Origin of the sequence: Streptomyces sp. NEAU-YJ-81, from assembly GCF_017592595.1 — a bacterium.
Taxonomy (GTDB): domain Bacteria; phylum Actinomycetota; class Actinomycetes; order Streptomycetales; family Streptomycetaceae; genus Streptomyces; species Streptomyces hygroscopicus_B.
In genome coordinates this window covers 45,014-71,052 of record NZ_JAGFNO010000033.1, presented here as the reverse complement: position 1 = coordinate 71,052, position 26,039 = coordinate 45,014, and the positions used below count along the sequence as shown (strand labels likewise).

Genomic DNA, 26,039 nt, shown 5'->3' with positions numbered 1-26,039 from the left:
CGCCTACGCCAGCAGGTCGTCCACCTGCGCCTCCCCCTCGCGGTACCGGCGGGCGATCTCCGCGCTGCAGCCGTCCGCCGTCCGCTGCAGCTCCTGCCGCCGCCGCGACACCTGCTGCTCATGGCCGACGAGGCGGGCCATCGCGCCGCGCAGCTCCTCGTCCGTACGGGCCCGCAGATCGGAGAGGCCCACCTCGGCCAGCATCTCTTCGGCCAGCCGCTCGTACTCGGCGCCCTGTGGCGTCCCGAGCGTGACATGGCGGGCCGAGGAGCGGTGCCGTGAGGGGAGGTCCGCGAGGATCTCCGGCAGCCGGTCCACCAGCGCGGCGGACGGCTGTGCCGCGGCCGCCGCGGGCGCCGGGTCACGGCGATGGCCCAGCTCGGCGCGGAGGATGTCGATCCGGCCCTGCAGCAGTCTGCGCAGATAGCTCAGATCCGCCTCCTCGCCCTGTGCCGCGCGGCGCAGCGCCCGCAGCTCCGGCAGCCGCAGTGCGTGCAGAGCGCTCGCCGCCGCGGACGTGGGAGCCACGGTCGGCGCCGTCACGGCGGCGGAATCGGCCAGCCGCCCGCCGCGCTGACTCGGCGGCCGTGGCGGCAGCAGGCCCTCGGTGGCCATGGGCTGGCCGGTGCCCGGTGTGGTCATTGGTGTCCGTCCCCTCCAGCGATGCGTCATTCCCGCAGTTCCTGCCCGCTTGCACCGCCTGCACGCATCGTGCCACCAGTGATGCTCCCTGTGCAGCGGCTCTCCACCCGATCGGCCCCGGATGGACGCACGGCATGATGGTCGGTATGCGTGCTGTGGTACAGAGAGTGGACGGGGCAAACGTCGTCGTGGACGGCGAGACGGTCGGCGAGATCGTCGGCCAGGGGCTGTGCGTGCTGGTCGGGGTGACGCATGACGACACTCCGGAGAAGGCGGCCCAGCTCGCGCGCAAGCTGTGGTCCGTAAGGATCCTCCAGGGCGAGAAGTCCTGCTCGGACACGGCCGCCCCGCTGCTGGTCATCAGCCAGTTCACGCTCTACGGCGACGCCCGTAAGGGGCGCCGCCCCACCTGGAACGCGGCGGCGCCCGGCGGGGTCGCCGAACCGCTCGTCGACGAGGTGGTGGCCCAGCTGCGGAAGCTGGGCGCGCATGTGGAAACGGGCCGGTTCGGAGCGGACATGAAGGTCTCGCTCACGAACGACGGCCCGTTCACGGTGTTGATCGAGGTCTAGCGCGACCTCACCTGGGGGTCTGGTGCGACCGCACCGGTCTCACGGCTCCACGACCGTCTCCTGTGCGGCGGCCGTGGAGTCGGCGATCAGCTCCGCGTCCACCGGCACATTGCGCTTGACCAGCGCGAGCGCGATCGGTCCCAGCTCGTGGTGGCGGGCCGAGGAGGTGATGAACCCGAGCTGGCGGCCCTCCTCGCCCTCCGAGGCCAGTCGTATGGGCGCGCCGTGGGAGGGCAGCGTCACCTCGCTGCCGTCGAGGTGGAGGAAGACCAGCCGGCGCGGTGGCTTCCCCAGGTTCTGCACCCGGGCGACGGTCTCCTGGCCGCGGTAGCAGCCCTTCTGCAGATGGACGGCGGAGCCGATCCACCCCAGCTCATGCGGGATGGTGCGGTGGTCGGTCTCCAGGCCGACCCGCGGCCGGTGGGCCTCGACCCGCAGCGCCTCGTACGCCAGCACCCCGATCGCCGGCCCGCTCGCCTCGGCGAAGTCGGTGAGCCGCACACGCGGCAGGAAGAGATCCCGGCCGTACGGGGTCTCGCGGACGACGGTGTCCTCGGCGGCCTCGGTGATGCTGCCCGCCGGGAGGTGGACGACCGCGCAGTCGTCGGTGCGGTCCGCGATGTCGACCCGGTAGAAGAACTTCATGCTCTCCAGGTAGGCGATCAGATCGCCCTGGCTGTCGGGCTCCACATGGGCCCAGGTCGTTTCGCCGTCGTCGACGAGATAGAGCGCGTGTTCGATATGGCCGTGGGCGGAGAGGATCAGGGCTTCGGTGGCCTGGCCCGGCGGGAGTTCGCTGACGTGCTGAGTGATCAGCAGATGCAGCCAGCTCAGCCGGTCGGCACCGCTTACCGTGACCACTCCGCGGTGCGAGAGGTCCACGAAGCCGGTGCCGTCGGCGAGCGCGCGCTGCTCGCGGAACAGGTCGCCGTAGTGGGCGGCGACGCCTTCGTCGGGGCCCTCGCCGGGGACGGCGCCGGGCAGCGACAGCAAAGGGCTCTTCATGAACTCAGCCTACGACCTGCGGGCTCGGCCCTCACCGGAGCCGTTTTGGCCGTCGTCTCCACGGCGCTGTCGGGCGGAGCACGCGGCACACCGGCCGAAGATCGCGAAGTGCTTCAGATCGGTCTCGAAGCCGAAGTCCGCCCGGAGCTGCCGGGTGAAGGCGTCGGCCACGGAGACATCGGCCTCGATCACATCCGTGCAGTCGCGGCACACCATATGGATGTGATGGTGCCGGTCGGCCAGGTGGTACGTGGGGGCGCCATGGCCGAGATGGGCATGGCTGACCAGGCCCAGCTCCTCCAGCAGCTCCAGCGTGCGGTAGACCGTGGAGATGTTGACGCCGCTCGCGGTGCGGCGCACCTCGGTGAGGATCTCGTCCGGAGTGGCGTGCTCCAGATGATCGACGGCTTCGAGCACGAGCTGGCGCTGCGGGGTCAGCCGGTAGCCGCGCTCCCGCAGATCGCTCTTCCAGTCGGTGGTCGCCACGGTGCAAGTGTAGGCGGGCACGCGGTCACCGGCCGGACGCGCAGGGCAGAACCGGCCGCGGCACGGAAGAGCCGGGCCCGGCGGCAGGTGGAACGGCCCGGACGTGCTCCGAGGCGGAACAGCCCGGAAGCACTCAGCGGAAGAAGGCGATCCCGTCGTCCGGGAGGTCCTTGAGGTCCTTGGCCCACTCCCGGGGGTCGACGACCTTCTTCAGATGCGCGGACATGTACGGGCGCAGCTCGACCTCGGGGGTGGCCTTCTCGCCGACCCACATCAGATCGCTGTTGACGTAGCCGTACAGCCGCTTGCCGCCCGCGTACGGGGCCGCGTGCGCGGTGCGCGCCACCGCGTCCGTCGCCAGGTCGATCTGCGGCTTGCCCTCCGCGAGCTCGCCGTACCAGACCTCGACGATGCCCTGGTCCCGGCTCATCACGACCTCGACCTTGCGGTCCTTGTCGATCCGCCAGTAGCCGGACTCGGTCTCCAGGGGGCGCACCTTCTTGCCCTCGGAGTCCAGCACCCAGGTGTGCGAGACGTACTCGATGAAGTCGCGGCCGTCGTGCGTGAAGGTGGCCTCCTGGCCGAAGTTGCACTTCTCGGCCCCGGGGAAGTCCGATACGCCCGCGCCTTCCCAGTTGCCCAGGAGGAAGGCGAGCGGTACGAGGTCCGGGTGGAGGTCGGAGGGAATCTGGATCATGAATTCAGGCGATCTGTCGAGAGTCGAGCCGTGACGGCCGGGCGGGAGGGGGTCAGCGCTGGCCCTGGTACAGCTTCTTCCAGGTCAGCGCGGCGAAGCCGAGCGTGGCCACGGCGACCAGGATCATCAGGGTGGTGAAGAAAGCCTCAAGCACGAGCGCGCTCCTCGGAACAGATGACGGACGGCACCGAGTCTAGTCGGCGCCAGGGCGGCCGGTGGAGACAGGTCGCCGTGCGGCGCCCGGCCCACCGTGCCGACCCTAAGGTTGGCGTATGGCGAAGAAGCTGGTGATCAAGGTGACGGCGGGCGCGGACGCTCCCGAGCGGTGCTCCCAGGCGTTCACGGTGGCGGCGGTGGCCGCGGCGAGCGGGGTCGAGGTCTCGCTCTGGCTGACCGGGGAGTCGACGTGGTTCGCGCTGCCGGGCCGGGCGGCGGAGTTCGAACTGCCGCATGCGGCGCCGCTGCCGGATCTGATCGACGGCATCCTTACGGGCGGCGGCATGATCACGGTGTGCACCCAGTGCGCGGCGCGCCGGGAGATCGAGGAGAAGGATCTGATCGAGGGTGCCCGGATCGCGGGTGCTCAGGTCTTCGTGAGCGAGATCATGCCCGACGGCGTCCAGGCGCTCGTGTACTAGGGCGGTCCTGGGCGCCCCGGCTACTAGGGCGGTCCCGAACACCCCGGGCTACCAGGGCGGTCCTGGGCGCCCCGGCCGGGGCCCGGTCAGTGGCCCCTGCCGGGCCCCGATCGGCCGGGGCGGTTGTGCTGGTGGTCAATGCCGGTGGTTGTGCTCGTCCAGCTCCCGCCACCACCGGTCGGATTCCTCGTCTCCCGACTCATCCCACCATCGGTCGTCCGGGCCCCGGCGATTGGCCACTATGGCGGCCAGGGGCGGGATCACCATGGCGACGATGCACATCGCGACCGCGGCGGGTACGGACCACAAGCGCACAAAGGCCCACGCCGAGATGAAGAGCGTCAGACACGCGCCCATCAGGAAAAAATATGCGTGGCGGCGTCGCGCGTACATATGTCCAGCGTACGTCCGGGACCGCCGCGCCGACAGATGAAGGACCCGCGCCGATAGAGGACGGGCCCCGCGCAGACAGACGGAGGGCCGCACCCCGCCGAGGCGTCCAACCCCGGGGTGCGGCCCTCCGGCCGTGTGTCACGACGCGCCGTCACGCGTCAGACGGCGATGGCGACCTCCGCCAGCCCGCCCTTCTGGGCGACAACAGTGCGGTCCGCGGTGCCGCCGGGAACCAGGGCACGCAGCGTCCAGGTGCCCTCCGCGGCGTAGAAACGGAACTGTCCGGTCGCGGAGGTGGGGACCTCGGCGGTGAACTCGCCGGTGCTGTCCAGCAGCCGGACGTAGCCGGTGACGGGCTCGCCGTCGCGGGTCACCGAACCCTGGATGGTGGTCTCACCGGGCTTGATCGTCGAGGCGTCGGGGCCGCCGGCCTTGGCTCCACACATGGATGTCTGTCCTTACCTTCGGGGGCGCGTTCGGGGGAGAGGGGTCAGCTGTCGGCGCCGAGCTCGACCGGCACGCCGACCAGCGAGCCGTACTCGGTCCAGGAGCCGTCGTAGTTCTTGACGTTGGTCTGGCCCAGGAGCTCGTGCAGGACGAACCAGGTGTGAGCGGAGCGCTCACCGATACGGCAGTAGGCGATGGTGTCCTTCGCCAGGTCGACGCCCGCGCTCTCGTAGATCTCCTTGAGCTCGTCGTCGGACCGGAAGGTGCCGTCGTCGTTGGCCGACTTCGACCAGGGGATGTTGCGGGCGCTCGGGACGTGGCCCGGACGCTGCGACTGCTCCTGGGGGAGGTGGGCCGGGGCGAGCAGCTTGCCGGAGAACTCGTCGGGGGAGCGCACGTCGACGAGGTTCAGCGAGCCGATGGCCTCCACGACCTCGTCGCGGAAGGCGCGGATGGAGGCGTCCTGCGGCTTGGCCTTGTACTCGGTCGCCGCGCGGGTCGGCACCTCGGCGACCAGGTCGCGGGAGTCGAGCTCCCACTTCTTGCGGCCGCCGTCGAGGAGCTTCACGTCCTGGTGGCCGTAGAGCTTGAAGTACCAGTAGGCGTACGCCGCGAACCAGTTGTTGTTGCCGCCGTAGAGGACGACCGTGTCGTCGTTGGCGATGCCCTTCTCCGACAGGAGCTTCTCGAAGCCGGCCTGGTCGACGAAGTCACGGCGCACCGGGTCCTGGAGGTCCTGCTTCCAGTCGATCCGTACGGCGTTCTTGATGTGGTTCTTGTCGTAGGCCGACGTGTCCTCGTCCACCTCGACGATGACCGTCTTGGGGTCGTCGATCCGGGCCTGGACCCACTCGGCGTCCACCAGGACGTCACTGCGGCTCATGTTCTCTCCTCCGGGGCAGTTGCGGCGGTACGGGCACGCTCGCGACGCGGCGCCGCACGGGGCGTGCGGCGAGCGTACGAGCGAAAGTGCGGGAAGGCCCGGCTGACGGGCCGAGGAGGGGGCCGGTCCGAGGCGTGCCGGACCGCGTCCCGTTCAGACGGGGCGACAGAGCATGGCGGCGACGCGGCACAGGTCGACTGCCCGCCGCTTCGTGAGATCCGCCTGTCGCTTCATGGGTCCGATCGTAGGGACGGACAGGCGGGCATGTCACCGGCGTGTCGAATGGTGAGACATTATCGTCCGGGGAGTGAGATGAGAGAGGGGTGAAGGCCCCGGAGGCGGGGCCGCCCGGGCAGGCGAAGGCCACGGGCGGTCATGTATGCGGACGAGATCGTCTCAGTGAATGGACCTGGGGCGAGATCGGGCGCCCCTGGTGCTGATCGCGTCAGCCCGTCAGTTGGACGTTATTACCCGTGACCGAGACGTCTATGCCGTCCTTGGTGGTCTCCACCTTGTCGAGCCGCATGCCGGTGGGCAGTCCCTCGATCTTCCGCTCGATGTCGGCCTTCTCGCGCACCTTGTCCTCCCACTGGGGGATGCTGCCGCCCGGGATGGACTCGGCGTGCAGCCGGATGGTGGTCCCGTTCACGATGGTGACCTGGGAGTGGGCGGTGAGGGTGAGGCCCAGCAGACTGCCGGTGATCTTGACCTTGTTGCTCCCCGACGGGTCGTAGCCGACGGTCACCCCCGGACCGGCGGCCTGCGAGAGGTCCGCGTAGCTGATGTGGGCCGAGCCGGTGGCGCGGTCGGCGCTGGCCGAGGAGAAGCTGCCCGAGATGCGGACGTTGTGCAGCTTCGCGTCGAGCTCGGTGACCCGGACGCTGCGGCCGTCCCCCGTGGCCGTGGTCAGCCCGTCCACACCGACGTCGACCTCGTCCAGCTCCTTGCCCGCGACCTGGGTGAGGAAGGGGAAGCCCTTGATCGAGACATTGGGCGTGGTGGTCAGGCCCTGCGAACTCTTGATCTTGTCTGCGGCCTTCGACTCCGCGACGTACACCGCGATGCGGTCGGCGGCCACGAAGAGGCCGCCGAGTATCACGACGACGATCAAGGTGATGCGTAGTGCGCGCATGTGCGTGGGTCCCCCAGGCTCTTGCTCAGGCCCTCGCCTGAGGCTGCGAGCCTATCCGGAGCGGCCGAGCGGGAGCCGGGGAGTCAGCCCAGTGCGCGGCCGATCACATAGACCACGGGGGCGGCGGCCGCGAGCGGCAGCGCCACGCCGGCCGTCATATGGACGAAGCGCGAGGGGTAGTCGTAGCTGGCGACCCGGTGGCCGATCAGCGCACACGCCCCGGCCGCGAACCCGAGCAGGGCGGCGGTGGAGGTGCCCGTTCCGGTGAGCTGCCCGGCCCCGACCCCGGCGCCCGTGGCGGCCGCCAGCGCGACCACGACGGCGGCGGCGGTCGGCAGCGGCAGCGCCCGGACGAGCACGGCCACGGCGACGGCGGCCGCCCCCACCACGACGGCGTCCGAGGACTCGGCGACGGCGGCCAGATGGCCGGCCGCGAGCACCGTAAGGGCCGTCGACGCCACAGCGGCCGTCAGCCCGTACAGCCGCTCGTCCGCGGAGGCGTGGCTGCGTAGCTGGAGGATCACCACCAGCAGCAGCCAGACGCCGATGGTGCCGATGAGGACCGTCGGGGCGTGCGCGGGCTCGGTGGCGAGCAGGCCGATGCTGGCGGCCAGACCGCCCGCGTAGGCGAGGGCGATGCCCTGCCGGGCGGGCCACATGCCGTTCAGCCGGAACCAGCCCGCCGCCGTGACCGCCTGCAACACCGCCACCACGACGGCGACCGCCGGGCGGCCCAGCGGCGCGGTGGCCGCGAGCAGGCCGGCGAGCACGGCGGTCAGCGCGGCGGGGACGAGCCCCGGGGGGAGGATCTGCGGACGGCCCTCGGCGCGGGCCTTCTCGGCGGCGGTGAGCGGCCGGTCCGGCTGCGGGGCGGGCGGCTCGGCGGTCGCGGTTGCGGTTGCCGTCGCGGGGGCGGGCGCGGCCTGGGGCTGCTGGGCCTGAGGCTGCTCGGATTGTGCGTGCTGGGCCTGCGTCGCGGTGCGGGGCTGGGCCGGGTGCGGAGGCTGGGCAGGGTGCTGGGCGGCGGGCTGGTACGGGTGCTGCTGCTGATCCCAGCCCTGGGCGTACTGCCCCTGATGGGCCTGGTAGCCCTGGTTCGGGTGCTGGCCCTGGTGCGCCTGGTGTCCCTGGTGCCCCTGCTGGGCGGCGTAAGGATCCGCGTATGGCTGCTGCTGGTACTGCTGCTGCGGGTGCTGGTACTGCTGCGGCTGGGCCTGGGCGTACCCCTGCTGCTGCGGATAGCCCTCGTACCCCGGCCAGTCGGCCGGCTGCTGGGCGCCCTGACCGTGGCCGCCGTTGCTGCCCGGGCCGCCGTTGCCGCCATTGCCGCCGTAAGGATGCGCGCTCTGGTCGTATCCGCCGTAAGGAGCCTCGTACGACCCGTACGGGGGATACGGCTGCTGGTACTGCTGCGGGTTCTGCGGGTTCTGTTGGTGAGGCTCTTGGGGCTCGTTGGGCTGGTGCGGCTGATTGCTCATGAGCTCGGGGTTCACCCTCCTGCGAACGGCGGGAGCACCTCGACCGTGCCGCCCTCGGCGAGTTGGATCGTCTTGTGGTCGCGGGTGCCGACCGGGGTTCCGTCGACCAGGAACGAACAGCGCAGCAGCACGCGCGCGAACTCCGGCCGTGCGGTGTGCCGCTCCCGGGCCGCCTCGAGCGCCTCCGCCAGTGTCCGCGCGGCGTACGGCTCCTCCGCGGTACCGGCCGCGGCGCGGGCGGCGGCCCAGTACCGGATGGTCCCGGCGGGCGTGTTCTTCATCGCCATCGCGATCCCTTTCCCGTCATCTGCCGCCTCCATGATGACGGGTGCGGGCCCGCGCCATGGACCACGCGCGGTTCGTCGAAAATACGGCCGGTTCGGGGCGTGCGTCACTTAAGGTTTCGGTGTGCTGGTACGACTGATACGGGCATATCTGAGGCCCTATACCCGAACGATCACGCTGATCGTTTTATTGCAGCTGGTGCAGACCCTCGCCACCCTCTACCTCCCCGCGCTGAACGCGGACATCATCGACGGCGGAGTGGTGAAGGGCGACACCGGCTACATCGTCCGTGTCGGCGGGCTGATGATCGCCGTCACGTTTGTTCAGATCGTGTGCGCCGCGGGAGCCGTCTACTTCAGCGCCCGTACGTCCATGGCGCTCGGCCGCGATGTGCGCGCCGCCGTCTTCGACCGGGTGCAGTCCTTCTCCGCCCGTGAGATGGGCCACTTCGGGGCGCCGTCCCTGATCACCCGCACCACCAACGATGTGCAGCAGGTGCAGATGCTGTGCCTGATGGCGTTCACGCTGATGGTCTCGGCGCCGATCATGTGCGTCGGCGGTGTGGTCATGGCGCTCAACCAGGACGTTCCGCTGTCGGGGCTGCTCCTGCTCATCGTTCCGGTCCTGGGCGTGGTCGTCACGTTCATCGTCCGCCGGATGCGGCCGCTGTTCCGCCATGTCCAGGACCGCATCGACACCGTCAATCGGGTGCTGCGCGAGCAGATCACCGGTATCCGCGTCATTCGCGCCTTCGTCCGCGACACCCATGAGCGCGACCGCTTCACCGCCGCCAACACCGGGCTGATGGACGTCTCGCTGCGGGCCGGACGGCTGATGTCGCTGATGTTCCCCGCCGTGATGCTGGTGGTGAACGTCTCCAGCGTGGCCGTCGTCTGGTTCGGCGGGCACCGGATCGACAGCGGCGGGATGCAGATCGGCGCGCTGACCGCGTTCCTCAGCTATCTGGCGCAGATTCTGTCGTCCGTGATGATGGCCACCTTCATGTTCATGATGGTGCCGAGGGCCGAGGTGTGCGCCGAGCGCGTACAGGAGGTGCTGGACACCGAGACCAGTGTCGTACCGCCCCTCGTGCCCGTCACGGCCGCGCCCTCCGACGCCGGACGAGGGCTGCTGGAGCTGCGGGGCGTGGAGTTCCGCTTCCCCGGCGCCGACGAGCCGGTGCTGCGCGACATCTCGCTGATCGCCCGGCCCGGCCGGACCACCGCCGTCATCGGCTCCACCGGCAGCGGCAAGTCGACCCTGCTCGGGTTGGTGCCGCGGCTGTTCGACGCGACCGACGGCAGCGTCCACCTCGACGGGGTGGATGTGCGCGACCTCGACCCGGAGGTGATGACCCGGAACATCGGGCTCGTTCCGCAGAAGCCGTATCTCTTCGCCGGCACCGTCGCCTCGAACCTGCGGTACGGCAATCCCGACGCCACCGACGCAGAGCTGTGGCGGGCCCTGGAGACCGCCCAGGCACGGGAGTTCGTGGAGTCCATGGAGGCCGGCCTCGACGCCCCGATCGCCCAGGGCGGGACCAATGTGTCCGGCGGTCAGCGGCAGCGGCTGGCGATTGCCCGGGCCCTGGTCCGCAGGCCGTCCGTCTATCTCTTCGACGACTCCTTCTCCGCACTCGACTACGCCACCGACGCCCGGCTGAGGGCGGCGCTCGTGGACGAGACGGAGAACGCGACGGTCGTCATCGTCGCCCAGCGGGTGTCCACCATCCGGGGCGCGGATCTGATCGTGGTGCTCGACGCGGGGCGGATCGTCGGCACCGGTACCCACGGCGAGCTGATGGCCGGCAACGAGACCTACCGCGAGATCGTGCTCTCCCAGCTCACCGAACAGGAGGCGGCATGAGCGGCACCTCGGCACCCCGCAGGGGCCCGGCGCCCGCCGCCGGACCCGGCCGCTTCATGGGCGGGCAGCCGACCGAGCGGTCCCTGGACTTCCGCGGCTCCGGCCGCCGGCTGCTGGCCCGGCTCCGCCCCGAGCGCGGTATCGCGCTGCTGGTGCTCGCGCTGGGCACGGGCAGCGTCGCGCTCGCGGTGGCGGGTCCGAAGATCCTCGGCGAGGCGACCGACCTGATCTTCGCGGGCCTCATCGGACGGCAGCTGCCCGAGGGGGCGAACAAGGAGCAGGCCGTCCAGTGGCTGCGCGACAGGGACCAGGGCACGGTCGCCGACATGGTGGCCTCGATGGACGTCACCCCCGGCCAGGGCATCGACTTCCACGCGGTCGCCATCGTGCTGCTGTGGGCCACGGCGCTGTACGTCATCGCCTCGCTCCTGGGCCTGGTGCAGGCGCGGGTGGCCACGCGCATCGTCCAGCGGGCGGTCTTCCGGCTGCGCGAGGACGTGGAGCACAAGCTGGCGCGGCTGCCGCTGTCGTACTTCGACAAGCAGTCGCGCGGCGAGGTGCTCTCGCGCGCCACCAACGACATCGACAACATCCAGCAGACGCTGCAGCAGACCCTCAGCCAGATCATGGCCTCGCTGCTGACGATCGTGGGCGTGCTGTCGATGATGTTCTGGATCTCGCCGCTGCTGGCGCTGGTGGCGCTGATCACCGTCCCGGTCTCGGTGTGGGTGACGACGCGCATCGGCAAGCGCGCCCAGCCGCAGTTCGTCGCCCAGTGGAAGACCACGGGCAAGCTCAACGCCCATATCGAGGAGATGTACACCGGCCACTCGCTGGTGAAGGTCTTCGGGCGGGAGAAGGAGTCCGCGGAGCTGTTCCGGGAGCAGAACGACAAGCTCTACGCGGCGGGCTTCAAGGCTCAGTCCATCTCCGGGCTGATCCAGCCCGCGATGATGTTCATCGGGAACCTCAACTATGTGCTGGTGGCCGTGGTCGGCGGGCTCCGGGTGGCCTCCGGCGCGCTGTCGATCGGCGATGTCCAGGCGTTCGTCCAGTACTCCCGGCAGTTCAGCCAGCCGCTCACCCAGGTGGCCTCCATGGCCAACATGGTGCAGTCGGGCGTGGCCTCCGCCGAGCGGGTCTTCGAGCTGCTGGACGCGCCCGAGCAGAGCGCCGAGCCGGTGGACCCGCGGCGGCCGGAGGCGGTGCGGGGGCAGGTCGCGTTCGAGGAGGTCTCCTTCCGCTACCAGCCGGACACGCCGCTCATCGACGGCCTGTCGCTGTCAGTGCGGCCCGGGCAGACCGTGGCCATCGTCGGCCCGACCGGCGCCGGGAAGACCACGCTGGTCAATCTGCTGATGCGGTTCTACGAGGTCAGCGGCGGGCGGATCACGCTGGACGGGGTGGACATCGCCGAGATGTCGCGGGAGGAGCTGCGCTCCCATATCGGGATGGTGCTGCAGGACACCTGGCTGTTCGGCGGGACGATCGCCGAGAACATCGCGTACGGCGCGCAAGGGGCGACCTTCGAGAAGATCGTCGAGGCGGCGAAGGCCACCTATGTGGACCGCTTCGTGCGGACCCTGCCGGACGGCTACGACTCGGTGATCGACGAGGAGGGCTCCAATGTCAGCGCCGGGGAGAAGCAGCTCATCACGATCGCCCGGGCGTTCCTCTCCGAGCCGTCGATCCTGGTGCTGGACGAGGCCACCAGCTCGGTCGACACCCGTACCGAGGTCCTCATCCAGCGGGCGATGGCCTCGCTGCGGAGCGGCCGTACCAGCTTCGTGATCGCGCACCGGCTGTCGACCATCCGGGACGCGGACGTGATCCTGGTGATGGAGTCGGGGCGGATCGTGGAGCAGGGCTCACATGACGCGCTGCTCGCGGCGGGCGGTGCGTATGCCCGGCTGTACGCGTCCCAGTTCGCGGAGCCGGTGGCGGAGGCCGAATAAGAGGCCGAATAAGTGGGGCCGCCTCCTCAGACGTGGGTCGCCGCCCAGTCGGCGATGCGGCCCAGCAGGGCGGGGGAGGCGGCGGTCTCGGCGTGGCCGAAGCCCGGTTCGATCCACAGCTCCGAGGCGGACGGGTCCGCCGCCGACGCCAGCATCCGCGGATGGTCCAGCGGGAAGTACGGATCCCGGTCGCCGTGCACGATCAGCAGCGGCGTCGGCGCGATCAGCGGCGCCGCGGCCACCGGGGACAGCGGATCGACGTCCCAGCCGCGCGGGTCGATCCGGGTGCGCAGCCCGTAGCGGGAGACCAGCCGGCCCGTCGGCCGGGTGATCGCCCAGTGGACCCGCCGCATGGGCGCGGTGCCCCGGTAGTACCAGCGGGCGGGTGCGCTCACCGCGACCACGGCATCGGGCGCCGCGCCGTCGGCCGCCGTGTCAGGCGCGCTGGCCGCGGGGTCCGTGCGCCCCGGTGAGCGCCCTGTGCGCTCCCCATCGTGTGCAATGTGCACCGGCTGAAATTCTTCGTTCTTCCCGTACAGCGCCGCCTGCCGGATCACCACCGACCCGCCCATCGAGAAGCCGACCGTGACGACCCGCCGATGCCCGAGGCGACGCGCCCAGCGCACGGCGGCGGCCAGGTCCAGCACCTCGCGATCGCCGACCGTGGACCGTCCGCCGGACCGGCCATGGCCCCGGAACGAGAACGTGATCACGGCCGTACGCTGGCGAAACGCCGACGCCACCCGGCGCAGCGCGGGGCGCTCCAAGGCGCCGGTGAACCCATGCCCCACCACCAGCACGAGATGGTCGGAGGGTTCGGTGCCGGGCACCGGGGAAGGCTCGTACAGTGCCTCGATCGAGACGCCGTCATCGGTCAGCAGCGTGGCCCGCCGCTCCCCCGTAATGACCTTGGAAGGACAACGGGGAGCAGATTGAGCCTCTCGGGCACATGTCATGTGGGTTATTCTGTCGTGAAGAGGATCCGGGCAACGTAGCCCCCGGGTCCTTTTGCGCTTTCAGGGCGGGGTGCGCGTATGAGCGCACCGTCGCTCCAAGGGCGCGGGGCGTGACTGTACGAAGTAGTAGCCGCATACTCCCCCGGGCACGGCCCGGGAGGTGCCCCTCTCGCAAGGGACCGAGGAGGAACCGACGTAATGGGCGAGCGAAGCGTGCACAACCTCGAGAACATGGCCGGGGCGGGTGGTGGACGATGAGTTCCCTCCTGCTGCTGACAAACGCACTCCAGCCCTCGACGGAGGTGCTTCCCGCCCTCGGCCTTCTGCTGCACGGCGTGCGGGTGGCTCCCGCCGAAGGCCCGGCCCTGGTGGACACGCCGGGAGCCGATGCCATCCTGATCGACGGCCGCCGCGATCTGCCGCAGGTGCGCAGCCTGTGCCAGCTGCTGCGGTCCACCGGCCCCGGCTGCCCGCTGATCCTGGTGGTGACCGAGGGCGGGCTGGCCGCCGTCACCGCCGACTGGGGCATCGACGACGTCCTGCTGGACACCGCGGGCCCGGCGGAGGTCGAGGCCCGGCTGCGGCTGGCCATGGGCCGCCAGCAGATCACCACCGACGACAGCCCGATGGAGATCCGCAACGGCGATCTGTCGGTCGACGAGGCCACCTACAGCGCCAAGCTCAAGGGGCGTGTGCTCGATCTCACATTCAAGGAGTTCGAGCTGCTGAAGTATCTCGCCCAGCACCCCGGCCGGGTCTTCACCCGGGCGCAGCTCCTGCAGGAGGTCTGGGGCTACGACTACTTCGGCGGCACCCGCACCGTGGACGTCCACGTCCGGCGGCTGCGCGCCAAGTTGGGCCCGGAGCACGAGTCTCTGATCGGCACCGTGCGGAATGTGGGCTACCGCTTCGTCGCGCCGGAGAAGGTCGAGCGCGCCGCCGAGGAGGCCCGGGCCAAGGCCGCGGCGCGGGGCGCCGCGGCGGGCGACACGGCGCGGGGCGAGCACCCCGGCGGGGCGCCCGGCTCCGCGGCGAGGCCCGCTGTCGCACGACCGGCCAACAGCTAGCTGGACCCGCGTAGACTTCGCGCGTGGCCAAGGTGACGCGGGATGATGTGGCAAGGCTTGCGGGGACTTCGACCGCGGTCGTCAGTTACGTCATCAATAACGGACCCCGGCCGGTCGCCCCGGCCACGCGCGAGCGGGTGCTTGCCGCGATCAAGGAGCTCGGCTACCGGCCGGACCGCGTCGCGCAGGCGATGGCGAGCCGCCGGACCGATCTCATAGGGCTGATCGTTCCGGACGCCCGGCAGCCGTTCTTCGCGGAGATGGCGCACGCCGTCGAGCAGGCGGCCGCCGAGCGCGGAAAGATGGTGCTGGTCGGCAACTCCGACTACCTCGACGAGCGCGAAGTGCACTATCTGCGCGCCTTCCTGGGGATGCGGGTGTCCGGGCTGATCCTCATCAGCCAGGGCCCGAGCGAGAACGCGGCGGCCGAGATCGAGGCGTGGGACGCCCGGGTGGTGCTGCTGCACGAGCGGCCCGAGGCGATCGACGACGTGGCGGTGGTGCTGGACGACGTCGGGGGCGCGCAGCTCGCGGTGCGGCATCTGCTGGAGCACGGCCATGACTACGTGGCGTGCCTCGGCGGCACCGAGATAACCCCGACCGTCGGCGACCCCGTCACCGACCACGTCGAGGGCTGGCGCCGCGCGATGCACGAGGCGGGGCGCCCCACGGAGGGGCGGCTCTTCCAGGCCCCGTACAACCGGTACGACGCCTATAAGGTCGCCCTCGATCTGCTGGCCGGCCCCGACCGGCCCCCGGCCATCTTCTGCGCCACCGACGACCAGGCGTTCGGGGTGCTGCGGGCGGCGCGTGAGCTGCGGATCGAGGTACCGCAGGAACTGGCGGTGGCCGGCTTCGACGACGTGAAGGAAGCCCACCTCACCGACCCCCCGCTGACCACGGTCGGCTCCGACCGCCCCGCGATGGCGCGCGCCGCGGTCGATCTGGTGCTGGACGACGGCGTCCGCCTGGCCAGCTCCCGCCGCGAGCGGGTCAAGCAGTTCCCTTCGGCACTGGTGGTCCGCCACTCGTGCGGCTGCGCGTAGCGCAACCGCGCGCCTGCCCGGGTCGGGGCCCTGGGGCCCCGACGGCCCCCTCTCGTTTTCGCCGTCCGGCGGGATTTGTGCCGCGCGGGAGGCGCCTGCCTTGCGGTGTGCGTCGATGTGGAGGCCCGTTCTGGGATCGGCGTCCGCCGCGCCTTGTGGGCTGCTTTCCCGGCGGGCCGCGCCCGCGCGCTGTGGGGCCCCGCGCCCCCGCGAACGGACGCCATGCGTGGCGCGCGCCCGACCAGCGGCCTCCCCGGCGGGGAGATTCCGCGCCTGGCGAGGCTTGTGATCCCGGCGTTCCTCGGCTGGGTCCCGGTGTTCGCGGAGGCGCCGTGCCCTGTGGGCGCCGTGCTCCTCCGGGGCGGAGTGTCCGCCTTACGGCGAGGGCCGGCGCGGCGGACCGCGCCTGCGTGCCGGTGGCGGCGCGACGTCCACGTTCTGCGGACGGACTTCGCTGACCTGCGGTGCGGCCGAGGGGGTTCGGGGGCGGCGGGGCCCGAGGGTTACGGCGTTCCTCGGCGCCCGGAGTCGCGCCCCTGCCTGCCGCCTTATGTCGGGCATACCGACTTCTGGTGGGGTTCTCAGCGGGCGCTCAGGGGACTCTCATACTTCGGTCGCACAGTCATAGACATGACGGACAGCACACGCCGTAGCGGCGCAGACGAGCCCTATCCCTTCTCGTACGGCGGTGGTGCGGGGTATCCCGATCCGCCCGCGTATGAGCCTCAGCAGGCGGTCACCACGCCGTCCGGGGTCACCGTGTGGCCGAGTGGTGGCAGTGGTGCTGGGGGCGGGGTCGGGGAGGAGGGCGGGGCGTTCGCGGGTGAGGGGGCGCATGGTGGTGGAGGGCGGCGCAGGGCGCGGGCGTCGCGTCCGATCGCGCTGATCGCGGCCGTGGCGGCGGTTGCGGCGCTCGTGGGCGGTGGGGCCGCCGCGCTGGTCACCAACGCCACCCAGAAGTCCGACACCACGGTCTCCACCCCCGTGGTCAACGCCAACTCCGCCAGCCGCAGCGGGGTTTCGGCCGTCGCGGCGGCCGTCAGCCCCAGCATCGTGGAGGTCAGCGCGAGTGGCACCAGCGGTCAGTCCACCGGCTCCGGCGTGGTCATCACCAGCGGCGGCGAGGTCATCACCAACAACCATGTGGTCTCCGGCGCGGACTCGATCAAGGTGACCTTCAGTGACGGCAGTAAGAAGACCGCGACGGTCGTCGGCACCGACAGCAAGAAGGACCTCGCGCTGATCAAGGTGGAGGGCGCGAGCGGGCTCAAGGCCGCGGCCCTCGGCGACTCCAGCAAGGTCACCGTGGGCGACCAGGTCGTGGCCATCGGCTCGCCGGAGGGCCTTACCGGCACCGTCACCAGCGGCATCGTCTCCGCGCTCGACCGTGAGGTCACCGTCTCCACGGACCAGAGCCAGGGTCAGGGGCAAGGCGGTCAGGGGCAGGGTGGCGGCGGCGGTCAGTGGCCCTTCGAGTTCGGCGGCGGCCGGTACAACGGCGACGTCGGCGAGTCGACCACCACCTACAAGGCCCTCCAGACCGATGCCTCGCTCAACCCCGGCAACTCCGGCGGTGCGCTGATCAACATGAGCGGCCAGGTCATCGGCATCAACTCCGCGATGTACTCCGCGGCCTCGGGCCAGAGCTCCAGCAGCGCGGGCAGCGTCGGCCTCGGCTTCTCGATCCCGATCAACACGGTCAAGTCCGATCTCGCCTCCCTGCGCTCGGGCGGCAGTGACGGCAACGCCTGACCGACCCACGTGCGAGGCTGGCAGCAGCGCGGCGGAGCAGCGACGGAGCCATTCCCGCGGAGCGGCTCGCTCGGCAGCGCGGCCACCTCCCCGCCCACCGTCATCGTGATCGTGAAGGAAACCGACCCATGAGCCCCGCCGACCACGGCGATCAGCCCGCCCGCATCCTGATCGTCGACGACGAGCCGGCCGTCCGGGAAGCCCTGCAGCGCAGCCTCGTCTTCGAGGGCTACGCGACCGAGACCGCCGTGGACGGACTGGACGCGCTGGACAAGGTCGGCTCCTACGACCCCGAGCTGATCGTGCTCGATGTGCTGATGCCCCGGATGGACGGGCTGACCGCCGCGCGGCGGCTGCGCGCCACCGGGGTGACGCTGCCCATCCTCATGCTCACCGCGCGGGACACGGTCGGCGACCGGGTCACCGGGCTCGACGCGGGCGCGGATGACTACCTCGTCAAACCCTTCGAACTGGACGAACTGCTGGCCCGCATCCGCGCCCTGCTGCGCCGCAGCTCCTACGCGGGGCAGCAGGGCGCGGCGCTCCCCGAAGGCGACGTGATGGCCTTCGGCGATCTGCGGATGGACCTGACCACCCGCGACGTCACCCGGGGCGGGCGCCGCGTCGAGCTGACGCGTACCGAGTTCACCCTGCTGGAGATGTTCCTGGCGCATCCCCGTCAGGTGCTCACCCGTGAGCAGATCCTGAAGGCGGTGTGGGGCTTCGACTTCGAGCCGTCGTCCAACTCGCTGGACGTGTACGTGATGTATCTGCGCCGTAAGACCGAGGCGGCCGGTGAGCCGCGGCTCGTGCACACCGTGCGCGGGGTGGGGTATGTGCTGCGGCCCGCGGAGGGCGATCCCTCGTGAGGTTCCACAGGCTGCCGCTGCGCTCGCGGCTGGCCCTGCTGACCGCGGTGGCCGTCGCGGTGGCGGTGGCGGTGTCCGCGTTCGCGTCCTGGCTGATCGTCCGGGAGCAGCTCAGCGCTCAACTCGACTCCTCCCTGCGCAACGTCAAGGTGGACGAGCGCAATGTCCTGAGCATCCTGGAGGCGTGCCAGAGCCCCGGGGGCGCCGACGGCCACACCCCGCGCGCCCTCGGCTCGTACTCCGTGCAGATCGTGCTGGCCGACGGAAGCCGCTGCACCCAGCCCGGGGCCACTCAGCTCCCGGTGACCACCGCCGATGTGGAGGTGGCCGTCGGACAGCGGCCGAGCGCGCTGCATGACGCGACGGGCGCGGGCGGTGGCGGGGACATGCGGGTGTACACCTACCGGCCGACCGAAGGCCCGGGCAGCCCGCTGCCGCGGGGGATCGCCGTCTCCATGGCCCGCCCGCTGAGCGAGGTCGAGCATCCGCTGGGCACGCTCACCCTGGTACTCGCGCTTGTCGCCGGGGTCGGCGTCGTCGGCGCGGGCGCCGCGGGCCTGTGGATCGCCAGGACCGGGCTCAAGCCCGTGGACCGGCTGACCGAGGCGGTCGAACATGTGGCCCGCACCGAGGATCTGGCCGTGCGCATCCCGGCGGAGGGCGATGACGAGATCGCCCGGCTGTCCCGGTCGTTCAACTCCATGACGGCGGCCCTCACCTCCTCCCGCGACCGTCAGCAGCAGCTCATCGCGGACGCCGGACATGAGCTGCGCACCCCGCTCACCTCGCTCCGGACCAATATCGAACTGCTCGCCCGCAGCGAGGAGACCGGCCGCGCGCTGCCGCCCGCCGACCGTAAGGCGCTCATGGGGAGCGTCAAGGCGCAGATGACCGAGCTGGCCGCGCTGATCGGCGATCTGCAGGAGCTGTCCCGGCCCGACGCCCTGCCCGGCAGCGGCCCCCCGCAGGTGATCGCCCTGCACGAGGTGGCGCGGACGGCCCTGGAGCGAGCCCGGCTGCGCGGTGCGCATCTCACGATCAACGCCTCGATCGAGCCCTGGTACGTCCGCGGCGAGGCGGCCACGCTGGAGCGGTCGCTGGTCAATCTCCTCGACAACGCCGTGAAGTTCAGCCCTTCGGGTGGTGTGATCGACGTCGTCCTCAGAAGCGGAGAGGTAAGGGTGCGGGACCATGGCCCCGGCATCCCCGCCGAGGAACTGCCGCATGTCTTCGAGCGCTTCTGGCGCTCCCCGTCCGCCCGCAGCATGCCCGGTTCGGGCCTCGGCCTGTCGATCGTGGCCCGGACGGTCCAGCAGGCGGGCGGCCAGGTGGGACTGGAGGCGGCCCCGGGCGGCGGCACGGTCGCCTGGATCAGGCTCCCGGGCGCGCCTACGGCTCCGCCGGGGATCGACGTCGACTGAGCCCGGCTCCGGCGCGGCCCGGCCCGACGCGGGCTTGGCTCGGCCTGGCCTGGCCCTGGCCTGGCCCGGCGGGGTCCGGCTCGGCTCGGTCCGGCGGGGTCCGGCTCGGCTCGGTCCGGCGGGGTCCGGCTCGGCCCGGTCCGGCGGGGGTTCGGCTCAGCCCGGTCCGGTCTGACCCAGCGCGGGTCCGGCCCGGCCTGGCGCGGCCCGGCCCGGCGCGGCGGGGGTCCGGCTCGGCTCGGTCGGCGCGGGTCCACCCGGCCCGGCCCACCCGGCCCGGCCCACCCGGCCCGGTCCGCTCGGTCCGGTCCACCCGGCGCGGCCCACCCGGCCCGGTCCGGTCCGCCCGGCCCGGTCCGCTCGGTCCGGTCCGCTCGGTCCGGCTGGGCTCGGCGAGCCCAGTCCGCCCCCCGTCAGATCGGCCCGAGCCGGAGCGTCGGCTGAGGCCCGGTGCCGGTGCCGGTGGGGGAGCCGTTCAGAGTGCCGTCCAACGAGTGGCCCTCCAGGGGGCCTTCCAGAGCGCCGTTCCCGGAGCCGTGCAGCCGGGCGTACGTGCCGTTCAGCGCCAGCAGTTCGCGATGGGTGCCGGTCTCCACCACCCGCCCGTGGTCCAGCACCAGGATGCGGTCCGCGTCCGGGGCCAGGTTCAGATCGTGGGTGATCATGAGCGTGGTGCGGCCGGATATCAGTCGCCGCAGCGGCCGGACGACCCGCCGCGCCGCCAGCGCGTCCAGACCGGTGGTGGGCTCGTCCAGGACGAGGACGGGCGCGTCGCGCAGCATCGCGCGGGCGATGGCGATGCGCTGCAACTGGCCGCCGGACAGCCGTGCCGTATGCGGGTCGATCCGGGTGTCGTAGCCCTCGGGCAGCGCCGCGATGAAGTCGTGCGCGGCGGCGTCCCGCGCCGCTCGGACGATTTCGTGCTCGGCGGCCCCGGGGCGGCCGCAGGCGATGTTCTCGCGGATGGTGTCGTGCAGGATCAGGGTCTCCTGCGGCAGCAGCGTCACGTTCGCCCGCAGAAAGCCCAGCGGCATCGCGTACAGCGGGACGCCGTCCAGTCGCACATATCCCTCCGCCGGGTCGTAGAAGCGCGTCAGCAGCTTGGAGACGGTGGACTTGCCCGCCCCGCTCGCCCCGGTGATCAGCACGAACTCACCCGGCCGGGCGGTGAACGAGACACCGGCCAGGGTGCGCCGGTCGCCCCCGGGGTAGCGGAAGCCGACCCGGTCGAACTCCACCGTGCCGTGCACCCGCCACGGCCCCACCGCGGCCCCGGGCGGCGGATCGCTCACGGCGGGCTCGGCGTCGAGGATCTCCAGCAGCCGCTCGGCGCCCGCGGTCGCGGCCGTAAGGGTGAGGCCGAGCTGTCCGAGGTTGCGGATCGGCGGGTAGAGGTAGCCGAGGAAGGCGGCGAAGGCCAGCAACTGCCCGATGGTCATCCGGTCCTGGGAGATCTCCCAGGCGCCGAGCCCGATCACGGCGAGGACGCACAGCGTCTCGATGACCTCGACCAGTTGCTCGTACAGCTCGCTCATCCGGGCACCGGCCACCGACGCCCGCATCCACGCACGGGCCTCCCGGCCCAGCCGCCGCTCCTCGGCGTCCTTACGGTTGTACGCCTGCGTCAGCATGACGTTGCCGAGCGACTCCTCGACGACGGAGGTGATCGCGCCGTCCGCGACCCGCTCGTCCCTCGCCACCGAGCTGATCCGCCCGGAGAAGCGCCGCGCGGCCAGCCAGAAGAGCGGTGCCAGGACGAAGGTGACCAGCGCCAGATCCCAGCGCAACTGGAAGGCGGCGACGGAGAAGAAGACCGTGCTGAAGAGGGCGGAGACGGTGCTCACCACCCCGGAGACCACCATCTGCTCGATGGACTCCACGTCCCCGGTGAGGCGTTCGACCAGATCGCCCTGGCGGTGGCGCTGGAAGAAGTGCGGCGGCAGATCCTGCACATGCGCGAAGACCCGGGCCCGCAGCCGCAGCACGAACCGCTCGGCGGTCCATACGGCGAGCGAGTTGCCCGTATAGCCGACGGCCGCGCCGAGCACCGCGACCGCGAGCCACTGCGCGGCGGGGACCCAGAAGGCGCCGAGCGAGCCCTGCCGCAGGGCGTTGTCGGTCAGATCGGAGAACAGCAGGATCGCGGCGGTCTCGGCGAGCGCCGCGGCGACGACACAGGCGCAGATGAGCACCAGCCAACGCCGGTCGCCCTTGGCGAGCGGCCAGAACCGGCGGAACGCCTGCCGCGCGGGCAGCCGCGGAGCGGTCCCCTCGGCGCCGGGCTCGCCGTCCTCTACGTCTACGGGCAGGTACTCCTCGGGGAGCTGCGGGGCCGCCTTCGGCTGATGACGACCGTAAGGGCGCGGCCGCCCGGTGCGCCGATGCCGGCCGAGGCCGGAGGCCGGGTCGGCCCCGAGCGCGCGAAGCTGCATGGTGGGCTGGTCTTCGTACGAGGTCACGGTCGGTCTCTCCCGCTCGGCTCCGGACATGGCCGAGGCGGGCCCGCGGCGCGATGCCGCGGACCCGCCTCCGGGGTATGGGTCAGCCGCCGATGGGGCGACGGTGGGGCTTCTTCGGGCCCTTCTTCGGGTCCGGCTTCGGGGCGTGGTGCTTCTTCTTCGGCTCGGCCTTGCGGGCGGGCTTGACCGGGACAATCTTGTGGAAGCTCATGATTCTGCCTCTCGGAATTCGGTGTTTCTTTTCCTTTGCCGGAGCCGTTCGGCTTCGACACGGAAGACATTAGGAGCGATATCCGTGAGGAGGATCGGGCTGAGCTGTGCGTTTACCAAGAACGGTTTCAAGGAATTCTCATGCCGATTGGGGAACCGCACCGCCTACGGTCCGGAGAGTGCGGCCCGGGGTGCGAGCCGGGCCGCGCGTACGGCGGGCCACAGGCCGGCGAGCGCGCCGATCGCCATGGTGGCGCCGACTCCCACACCCAGTGCCCAGGGCGGGACGACCACCTGCCAGTTCTGGGAGAGTGCGTATCCCGCCGACGCTCCCGCGCCGAGGGCGGCGCCGCTGATGCCGCCGAGGGCGGAGAGCATGACCGACTCGGTGAGGAACTGGGTGCGGATCTGGCCACGGGTGGCGCCGAGCGCACGGCGCAGGCCGATCTCGCCACGCCGTTCGAGGACGGCGATGACCATGGTGTTGGCCACGCCGACACCACCGACCAGCAGGGCGATGGCGCCGATGCCGACGAGCAGGCTGGTGAAGGCCCGGTTGGCGGCCTGCTTGGCGCTCAGCGCGTCGGAGGGCCGCGAGACCGTGACCTCGTTGGGCGCCTCGGGGTTGACGGTGGCGGCGAGGACTCCGCGTACCTGGTCGACCTTGCTGTCGGCGGTGCGGGTGTAGATCATCGTCGGGCGGCCGTCGAAACCCAGGTGGGTCTTGGCCGCGTCCCAGCCGATGAGCGCCGCCGAGTCCAGCTCGGGGGCGAGCGGCGCCTTCTGGAGGATTCCGGTGACGGTGAACCACTGCTCCCCGAGCCAGATTTGGGCACCGGGGGTGGTGATACCCAGATTCTCGGCCGCGGTGGTGCCGAGGACGACGGCCGGGTAGCGGCTCTGGGCGCCGTTGAGCCACGTTCCAGCGGCCATGTGGAGCCCCACGGTCCTGGGCAGGTCGAGTCCGGCCCCGAGGACGCCGATGCCTCTGCTGGCGGCCTTGGGAATGCGGTCGTTGCGGTAGACCTTGGTGTCCTTGACGCTGCCGGTGGCCGCGGCGTTCTCGACCGGGGCGATGTGCCTGACCATTTCGGCGGCGTTTTCGGGCAGTGGCGCGGGGTCGCCGACGAAGTCCTTTCCGGGCGTCACGGTGAGCATGTTCGTACCCACCGAGGCGAGTTGGGCGTTGAACGCGGCCTGGCTGGAAGCGGATACGGCGACCACCGCGACCATCGCGGCGATACCGATCGCGATACCCAGCGCCGACAGCAGCACTCGGGTGGGGCGGGTGCGCAGTCCCACGCTGCCCACCCGCAGAGTGTCGGCCAGGCTGAGCCTGCGGGGGGTGAGACGGGTCGCGGTGAGGCGCCGCGGGTCGAGGCGGCGGCTCACCGCAGTACCCCTTCGGTGATCCTGCCGTCGCGTACGCGGATGCGGCGGGGCAGTGCGGCGGCCAGTTCCTGGTCGTGGGTGATGATCAGCACGGTCGTGCCGGCCGCGTTGAGTTCCCGCAGAAGTTCCACCACGGACGCTCCGGACGTGGTGTCGAGCGCTCCGGTGGGCTCGTCGGCCAGCAGCAGCGGCGGGTCTGCGACCACCGCGCGGGCGATGGCGACGCGCTGTTTCTCGCCGCCCGACAGTTCGTTCGGGCGGTGGTCGAGGCGGTGCCCGAGGCCGACCCGGCGCAGAACCTTTTCGGCCCGCGCGCGGCGTTCCTTGCGGGGGACGCCCAGGTAGAGGAGTCCGTCGGCGACGTTGTCCAACGCGCTGACCCCGTCGGCCAGGAAGAACTGCTGGAAGACGAAGCCGATGGACCGGGCCCGCAGCGCGGACAGCCTGTTCTCGCTCAGGCCGGCGATGTCGTGACCGTCGATGCGTACGGTGCCGGACGTCGCCACGTCCAGCGTGCCGATCAGGTTGAGCAGGGTGGATTTGCCGGAGCCCGACGGGCCGACGACGGCGAGGAGTTCGCCCCGATCGACGCGGAAGGACACCTGATGGAGCACCTGTACCCCGCCCGGATACACATGGTCGACGTCTTCGAGTTCCACCAGCGGCGTGTCTGTTGGCGCGGGCCCGGTCGGCCCGGGCCCCGCCAGTGTCTGCGTCATGCGGCGACCCCGACCCTGGTGCCGGCCGTAAGGCCGCTGCCGCTGACCTCGACCCTGCCGCTCGCGAACATGCCGAGCTTCACGGCGCTGACCGTGCCCTTACCGTCGGCGCCGATGACCTCGACGCCGTAGCCGCCCTCACGGAGCGCGAGCAGTGCGGTGATCGGCACGGTCAGGACGTTCTCCTTCTTCTCGCTCTGGAGCCCGACGGTGACCGGCGCCTCGGTGATGTCCGCGACGTCGTCGTCCAGCTCGATGTCGACCCCGATGGTGGATTTGTCCGCGGCGCCGTCCGTGCCCGGCGTCTTCTTCACCGTCGTACCGACACTGATGATCGTGCCCTTGACCGTTTTGCCGTCGGGGAGGGTGACGGTGGTCTTGCCGTCCTTCTTCGCCAGCGACCGGTCACTGATGTCCAGGTCGACATGGACCTGGCGCTTGGACGAGGTGCCGGTCAGCACGGGTCCGCCCGGCCGGACGTCCGAGCCGACCGGGGCCTTGTGCGCGCCGATCCTTAAGGGCCCGGAGGCGAACACGACCCGGCCGTCCTCCACCTTCCCGGTCTGGAGAAGACCGAGAGCCTTCTGCCAGCGTTTGACCGCCTGCGCGGTGAGGTCGGTGAATTCGCTGTCGGGGGTGAAGCCGCGGTAGCCGAGGGCCTGGAGGTTCTCCTCGAGCTGACGTACGTCCTCGCCCTTGTCGCCACTCTTCATGTCCCGGTACGCGGGCGACTTCCCGTACAGCAGGACCACGGGTTTTCCGTCCACGCCGTAGAGCTGCTCGCCGCGCGAGACGGTGCTGCCGATGCCCGGCTGGCCGGTGACGGTCCCGGCCAGCCTGCCCATGACCGAGGTGCTGCCCTTGAAGCCGAGCGTTCCGTCGACCTGCTTGCTGTTGATGAGCGTCTGGCGGGTGACCTTGTCCGTGTGCTGCGTCGGCTTGTCCGAGCCCGCCGCCGGGGCGGTGCCCGTGCCGCAGGTCGCGTAGTACACGCCGCCGACGGCCGCCGCGACCAGGACTGCGGCGATGATCCAGTGGCCGCGGCGCCGACGACCGCGTGGCCGGTGGCGCGGGGCGGCGTCGGGGGAGCCGTCCCCGCTCTCTTCGCTCTGCGGCACGGTGCCGCTCTCCGTGGCGGCGGTCACTGGCCGGTCTTACCGCTGGACATGGCGCCGCATGCCTTGAGGGCGTCCTGCGTCTTCTTCGACCCACCGTCCGGGATGTTCATCCTCCCCTCGTCGGTCGGGTCCTCGGCCTCGACTCCCTTGTCGCGCAGGCACTTGGCCAGCTTCACGTCCTTCGCCTTCTGCTCAGGGGTGTACTTCGGGGCCTGGCCGTCCGCGTTCGGCATGAACTGCTTGCACTGTTCGAGCGCCGCCTGGAACTTCTTCGGGTCGGAGGGCTGGACGAATTTCGCCCCGTCGGCGTCCGGGTCGGGCATGTCGATGCCCTGTTCGCGCATGCAGGCCGCGTACTTCAGCCGGGCCTTCTGCATCTCCTCCGGGCTCTTCGGCTTCTGGGAGGCGCTCGCGGACGGCTTCTTCTCGCCGCCGGCGCTGGCGACATCGTTATCACCGCCGCCTCCGCCACAGGCCGACAGGACGAGGACCATGCCCAGGGCGGCCGAGGCCAGGGCACAGTGCTTACGCAGAGAGAGGACAGGCATGGG

General features: G+C 71.3%; 27 protein-coding genes. 9 read left to right on the top strand and 18 right to left on the bottom strand.

Annotation, left to right across the window (positions count from 1 at the left end):
• Nucleotides 1-3: 3 nt before the first annotated feature.
• Complete coding sequence (locus J5X86_RS41940; RefSeq protein ID WP_208521880.1) at nucleotides 4-642, bottom strand: ABC transporter substrate-binding protein; 639 nt, start codon at nucleotides 640-642, stop codon at nucleotides 4-6.
• Nucleotides 643-788: 146 nt separating this feature from the next.
• Between J5X86_RS41940 and dtd the strand changes: the two genes are divergently transcribed.
• A complete protein-coding gene (gene dtd / locus J5X86_RS41935) occupies nucleotides 789-1,214 on the top strand; it encodes a D-aminoacyl-tRNA deacylase (protein ID WP_043237681.1) in 426 nt (141 codons plus the stop codon).
• Nucleotides 1,215-1,253: 39 nt separating this feature from the next.
• Here dtd and J5X86_RS41930 read toward each other — a convergent pair whose 3' ends face one another.
• The 3 genes from J5X86_RS41930 to J5X86_RS41920 form a co-directional block, all read right to left on the bottom strand.
• Nucleotides 1,254-2,219, bottom strand: coding sequence for a folate-binding protein YgfZ (locus tag J5X86_RS41930; RefSeq protein ID WP_208521879.1), 966 nt, complete (start codon nucleotides 2,217-2,219; stop codon nucleotides 1,254-1,256).
• Nucleotides 2,220-2,228: 9 nt separating this feature from the next.
• Nucleotides 2,229-2,705, bottom strand: a complete 477-nt coding sequence (locus J5X86_RS41925; protein ID WP_208521878.1) for a Fur family transcriptional regulator — start codon at nucleotides 2,703-2,705, stop codon at nucleotides 2,229-2,231.
• A gap of 133 nt (nucleotides 2,706-2,838) precedes the next feature.
• Nucleotides 2,839-3,402 (bottom strand): FABP family protein, encoded by a 564-nt coding sequence (locus J5X86_RS41920; RefSeq protein WP_078642748.1) that lies wholly within the window; start codon nucleotides 3,400-3,402, stop codon nucleotides 2,839-2,841.
• 272 nt (nucleotides 3,403-3,674) lie between these two features.
• On the opposite strand from J5X86_RS41920, the gene J5X86_RS41915 reads away from it, so the two are divergent.
• Nucleotides 3,675-4,040 (top strand): DsrE family protein, encoded by a 366-nt coding sequence (locus tag J5X86_RS41915; protein ID WP_208521877.1) that lies wholly within the window; start codon nucleotides 3,675-3,677, stop codon nucleotides 4,038-4,040.
• 135 nt (nucleotides 4,041-4,175) lie between these two features.
• Here J5X86_RS41915 and J5X86_RS41910 read toward each other — a convergent pair whose 3' ends face one another.
• The 7 genes from J5X86_RS41910 to J5X86_RS41885 form a co-directional block, all read right to left on the bottom strand.
• A complete protein-coding gene (locus tag J5X86_RS41910) occupies nucleotides 4,176-4,433 on the bottom strand; it encodes a DUF3099 domain-containing protein (RefSeq protein ID WP_014053929.1) in 258 nt (85 codons plus the stop codon).
• A gap of 158 nt (nucleotides 4,434-4,591) precedes the next feature.
• A complete protein-coding gene (locus J5X86_RS41905; protein WP_028814639.1) occupies nucleotides 4,592-4,879 on the bottom strand; it encodes a DUF1416 domain-containing protein in 288 nt (95 codons plus the stop codon).
• 44 nt (nucleotides 4,880-4,923) lie between these two features.
• Nucleotides 4,924-5,763, bottom strand: coding sequence for a sulfurtransferase (locus J5X86_RS41900; protein WP_078642749.1), 840 nt, complete (start codon nucleotides 5,761-5,763; stop codon nucleotides 4,924-4,926).
• A gap of 153 nt (nucleotides 5,764-5,916) precedes the next feature.
• On the bottom strand, nucleotides 5,917-5,997 hold the full coding sequence (locus J5X86_RS53070) for an Ms5788A family Cys-rich leader peptide (RefSeq protein WP_351229977.1): 81 nt from the start codon (nucleotides 5,995-5,997) through the stop codon (nucleotides 5,917-5,919).
• 211 nt (nucleotides 5,998-6,208) lie between these two features.
• Complete coding sequence (locus J5X86_RS41895; protein ID WP_208521876.1) at nucleotides 6,209-6,895, bottom strand: DUF2993 domain-containing protein; 687 nt, start codon at nucleotides 6,893-6,895, stop codon at nucleotides 6,209-6,211.
• An 83-nt stretch (nucleotides 6,896-6,978) separates the two neighbouring features.
• Nucleotides 6,979-8,373 (bottom strand): hypothetical protein, encoded by a 1,395-nt coding sequence (locus tag J5X86_RS41890; protein WP_208521875.1) that lies wholly within the window; start codon nucleotides 8,371-8,373, stop codon nucleotides 6,979-6,981.
• A gap of 11 nt (nucleotides 8,374-8,384) precedes the next feature.
• Nucleotides 8,385-8,660, bottom strand: coding sequence for a MoaD/ThiS family protein (locus J5X86_RS41885; RefSeq protein WP_208521874.1), 276 nt, complete (start codon nucleotides 8,658-8,660; stop codon nucleotides 8,385-8,387).
• A 121-nt stretch (nucleotides 8,661-8,781) separates the two neighbouring features.
• On the opposite strand from J5X86_RS41885, the gene J5X86_RS41880 reads away from it, so the two are divergent.
• Nucleotides 8,782-10,524 carry an ABC transporter ATP-binding protein gene (locus tag J5X86_RS41880; protein WP_208521873.1) on the top strand — a complete coding sequence of 581 codons (1,743 nt, stop codon included), beginning with the start codon at nucleotides 8,782-8,784 and terminating at the stop codon, nucleotides 10,522-10,524.
• On the top strand, nucleotides 10,521-12,479 hold the full coding sequence (locus tag J5X86_RS41875; RefSeq protein WP_279595702.1) for an ABC transporter ATP-binding protein: 1,959 nt from the start codon (nucleotides 10,521-10,523) through the stop codon (nucleotides 12,477-12,479). Before J5X86_RS41880 ends, J5X86_RS41875 begins: the two co-directional genes overlap by 4 nt.
• Before the next feature lie 26 nt (nucleotides 12,480-12,505).
• Here the strand turns inward: J5X86_RS41875 and J5X86_RS41870 are convergent, their stop codons facing one another.
• Nucleotides 12,506-13,435, bottom strand: a complete 930-nt coding sequence (locus J5X86_RS41870; protein ID WP_243982847.1) for an alpha/beta hydrolase — start codon at nucleotides 13,433-13,435, stop codon at nucleotides 12,506-12,508.
• A gap of 254 nt (nucleotides 13,436-13,689) precedes the next feature.
• Between J5X86_RS41870 and J5X86_RS41865 the strand changes: the two genes are divergently transcribed.
• The 5 genes from J5X86_RS41865 (at nucleotide 13,690) to J5X86_RS41845 (ending at nucleotide 19,590) form a co-directional block, all read left to right on the top strand.
• Nucleotides 13,690-14,502, top strand: a complete 813-nt coding sequence (locus tag J5X86_RS41865; RefSeq protein ID WP_208521872.1) for a response regulator transcription factor — start codon at nucleotides 13,690-13,692, stop codon at nucleotides 14,500-14,502.
• 23 nt (nucleotides 14,503-14,525) lie between these two features.
• Complete coding sequence (locus tag J5X86_RS41860) at nucleotides 14,526-15,548, top strand: LacI family DNA-binding transcriptional regulator (RefSeq protein WP_078642754.1); 1,023 nt, start codon at nucleotides 14,526-14,528, stop codon at nucleotides 15,546-15,548.
• A 630-nt stretch (nucleotides 15,549-16,178) separates the two neighbouring features.
• Complete coding sequence (locus J5X86_RS41855; protein ID WP_208521871.1) at nucleotides 16,179-17,300, top strand: S1C family serine protease; 1,122 nt, start codon at nucleotides 16,179-16,181, stop codon at nucleotides 17,298-17,300.
• 128 nt (nucleotides 17,301-17,428) lie between these two features.
• Nucleotides 17,429-18,169 carry a response regulator transcription factor gene (locus J5X86_RS41850; protein ID WP_208521870.1) on the top strand — a complete coding sequence of 247 codons (741 nt, stop codon included), beginning with the start codon at nucleotides 17,429-17,431 and terminating at the stop codon, nucleotides 18,167-18,169.
• Nucleotides 18,166-19,590, top strand: coding sequence for a HAMP domain-containing sensor histidine kinase (locus J5X86_RS41845; protein ID WP_208521869.1), 1,425 nt, complete (start codon nucleotides 18,166-18,168; stop codon nucleotides 19,588-19,590). Before J5X86_RS41850 ends, J5X86_RS41845 begins: the two co-directional genes overlap by 4 nt.
• 413 nt (nucleotides 19,591-20,003) lie before the next feature.
• Here the strand turns inward: J5X86_RS41845 and J5X86_RS41840 are convergent, their stop codons facing one another.
• The 6 genes from J5X86_RS41840 to J5X86_RS41820 form a co-directional block, all read right to left on the bottom strand.
• On the bottom strand, nucleotides 20,004-22,022 hold the full coding sequence (locus J5X86_RS41840; protein ID WP_208521912.1) for an ABC transporter ATP-binding protein: 2,019 nt from the start codon (nucleotides 22,020-22,022) through the stop codon (nucleotides 20,004-20,006).
• A 109-nt stretch (nucleotides 22,023-22,131) separates the two neighbouring features.
• A complete protein-coding gene (locus J5X86_RS52185; RefSeq protein ID WP_014053944.1) occupies nucleotides 22,132-22,260 on the bottom strand; it encodes a hypothetical protein in 129 nt (42 codons plus the stop codon).
• A 164-nt stretch (nucleotides 22,261-22,424) separates the two neighbouring features.
• A complete protein-coding gene (locus J5X86_RS41835; protein ID WP_208521868.1) occupies nucleotides 22,425-23,651 on the bottom strand; it encodes an ABC transporter permease in 1,227 nt (408 codons plus the stop codon).
• Entirely contained in the window at nucleotides 23,648-24,370 is a 723-nt protein-coding gene (locus J5X86_RS41830) for an ABC transporter ATP-binding protein (RefSeq protein WP_243982845.1), read from the bottom strand. The genes J5X86_RS41835 and J5X86_RS41830 overlap by 4 nt, the downstream gene beginning before the upstream one ends.
• Entirely contained in the window at nucleotides 24,367-25,515 is a 1,149-nt protein-coding gene (locus J5X86_RS52645) for a peptidoglycan-binding protein (protein WP_208521867.1), read from the bottom strand. Before J5X86_RS52645 ends, J5X86_RS41830 begins: the two co-directional genes overlap by 4 nt.
• Nucleotides 25,512-26,036, bottom strand: a complete 525-nt coding sequence (locus tag J5X86_RS41820; RefSeq protein ID WP_208521866.1) for a hypothetical protein — start codon at nucleotides 26,034-26,036, stop codon at nucleotides 25,512-25,514. Before J5X86_RS41820 ends, J5X86_RS52645 begins: the two co-directional genes overlap by 4 nt.
• Between the last annotated feature and the right edge of the window lie 3 nt (nucleotides 26,037-26,039).